2 protein-coding genes are annotated in these 2,197 nt (G+C 61.8%); one reads left to right on the forward strand and one right to left on the reverse strand.

Annotation, left to right across the window (positions count from 1 at the left end):
- Positions 1–139 precede the first annotated feature (139 nt).
- A complete protein-coding gene (locus AC0L3P_RS39565) occupies positions 140–916 on the reverse strand; it encodes an SDR family oxidoreductase (protein ID WP_473309407.1) in 777 nt (258 codons plus the stop codon).
- Positions 917–1,073: 157 nt separating this feature from the next.
- Between AC0L3P_RS39565 and AC0L3P_RS39570 the strand changes: the two genes are divergently transcribed.
- Positions 1,074–2,147 carry a tartrate dehydrogenase gene (locus AC0L3P_RS39570; RefSeq protein WP_473309408.1) on the forward strand — a complete coding sequence of 358 codons (1,074 nt, stop codon included), beginning with the start codon at positions 1,074–1,076 and terminating at the stop codon, positions 2,145–2,147.
- The last annotated feature ends 50 nt before the right edge of the window (positions 2,148–2,197 follow it).

Raw genomic sequence — 2,197 nt, forward strand, 5'->3', positions numbered from 1 at the left:
TCCTCTAAAATATTTTCAAAAAATTTTTTACATCTTGTGTTTTTGGGGGCCCCCGTTTTCGGTTGTTTTCACCCTATTTGCCCCCTTCCCAAAATGTTGGGGCTAAAATGCCGCTGCGCTCGCAACGACGTGGATAGAGTTAACCCCATCCTGCGCTGATGCCGCCGTCCACCGTGTAAATCACGCCGGACGTATAGCCTGCGCGATCGGACGCGAGGAACGCCATGAGATCGCCGATCTCGCGCGCATGTGCAGGCCTGCCGAGCGGCAGGCTCTTCTGGAATTCCTTGTAGCGGTTCTCGTCGCCGAACTGGTGCTTTGCCCGCGTCTTCAGCAGGGTGACGTGACGGTCGGTGCCGACGGGGCCGGGATTGATGCCGACCACGCGGATGTTGTCGGCGAGGCTCTTGCCCCCGAGCGCGCGGGTGAAGGCCATCAGGGCGGCGTTGCCGGCGCTGCCGCAAATGTAGTTGGCGTCGAATTTCTCGCCGGCCGCGCCGATGTCGTTGACGATCACGCCGCCGCCCTTCGCCTTCATCTGCGCATAGATCATGCGCGTGAGGTTGATGTAGCCGAACACTTTCAACTCCCAGGCGTGCCGCCAGGTCGCCTCGTCGATCTTGTCGATGGAGCCGCCGGGAATGTCGCCGGCGTTGTTGACGAGCACGTCGATGTCGGCGGCTTCCCTGGCGAGCCGCGTCAAATCCTCGCTCTTGCGCAAATCCACGATGCTGCTGGCGGCATCGATCTGGTGCGCCGAGCGCAAGCGCTCGGCCAGAGCCTTGAGTTGATCGTCGTTGCGGGCGGCGAGCAGGAGATGGCAGCCTTCCTCGGCAAAGGCTTCGGCGGCGGCTGCGCCGATACCCTTGGACGCGCCCGTGATCAGGACGCGCTTGCCACGCAGATGCAGATCCATGGGAGTTACTCGCAGGAGAGGAACAGGAATGAAATCAGTAGGCGGTCGGCCGCGCCATGGTCAACATTGCAGTGCAGCGTTGCACTGCCGCCGCGTTTGGTCCATTGCAGTGCGGTCAAAAAGGCGGCGGCTGCCGGACCAATCAAGGACGTTCTCGATGAGCAAGAAACAATACCGGATCGCGGTCATTCCCGGCGACGGCATCGGCAAGGAAGTGATGCCGGAGGGTCTGCGCGTTCTGGAGACCGCGGCGAAGAAGCACGGCGTGTCGCTTCATTTCGATCATTTCGACTTCTCGTCCTGGGACTATTACGAGAAGCACGGCCAGATGATGCCGGACGATTGGAAGGAAAAGATCGGCAAGCACGATGCCATCTACTTCGGTGCGGTCGGTTGGCCGACCAAGATTCCGGATCACGTCTCGCTCTGGGGCTCGTTGATCAAGTTCCGCCGCGAGTTCGATCAGTATGTGAATTTGCGCCCCGTGCGGCTGATGCCGGGCGTGCCGTCGCCACTGGCTAACCGCAAGCCCGGCGACATTGATTTCTGGGTGGTGCGCGAGAACACCGAAGGCGAATATTCCTCCGTCGGCGGCCGCATGTTCCCGGACACCGACCGTGAGTTCGTGACGCAGCAGACGGTGATGACCCGCGTCGGCGTCGATCGCATCCTGAAGTTCGCATTCGAACTCGCGCAGTCGCGGCCGAAGAAGCACCTGACGTCGGCGACCAAGTCGAACGGCATCTCCATCACCATGCCCTATTGGGACGAGCGCGTGGAGGCGATGGCGAAAAAGTTTCCGGGCGTGAAGTGGGACAAGTACCACATCGACATCCTGACCGCGAACTTCGTGCTGCATCCGGACTGGTTCGACGTCGTGGTCGGCTCCAATCTGTTTGGTGACATCCTGTCCGATCTCGGCCCGGCCTGCACCGGCACCATCGGCATCGCGCCGTCAGGCAACATCAACCCCGAGGGCAATTTCCCGTCGGTGTTCGAGCCGGTGCACGGCTCGGCGCCCGATATCGCGGGACAGGGCATTGCCAATCCGATCGGCGCAATCTGGTCCGGCGCGATGATGCTCGAGCATCTCGGCGAGAAGGAAGCCGGCAAGTCGATCGTCGATGCGATCGAACGCACGCTGGCCGAGCGCACGCTCCGCACCAAGGACCTCGGCGGCAACGCTGACACGACCGCATGCGGCAAGGCGGTTGCGGAGATGGTGGATTGAGCCGAGTTACCAACCACGGGTCGTCCCGGCGAAGGCCGGGACCCATAACC

The organism is Bradyrhizobium sp. WSM4874 (assembly GCF_055811835.1).

Bases quoted from the DNA above. Each gene is read 5' to 3' on its own strand.
- AC0L3P_RS39565 (WP_473309407.1), bottom strand. From the start codon at position 916: ATGGATCTGCATCTGCGTGGCAAGCGCGTCCTGATCACGGGCGCGTCC.
- AC0L3P_RS39570 (WP_473309408.1), top strand. From the start codon at position 1,074: ATGAGCAAGAAACAATACCGGATCGCGGTCATTCCCGGCGACGGCATC.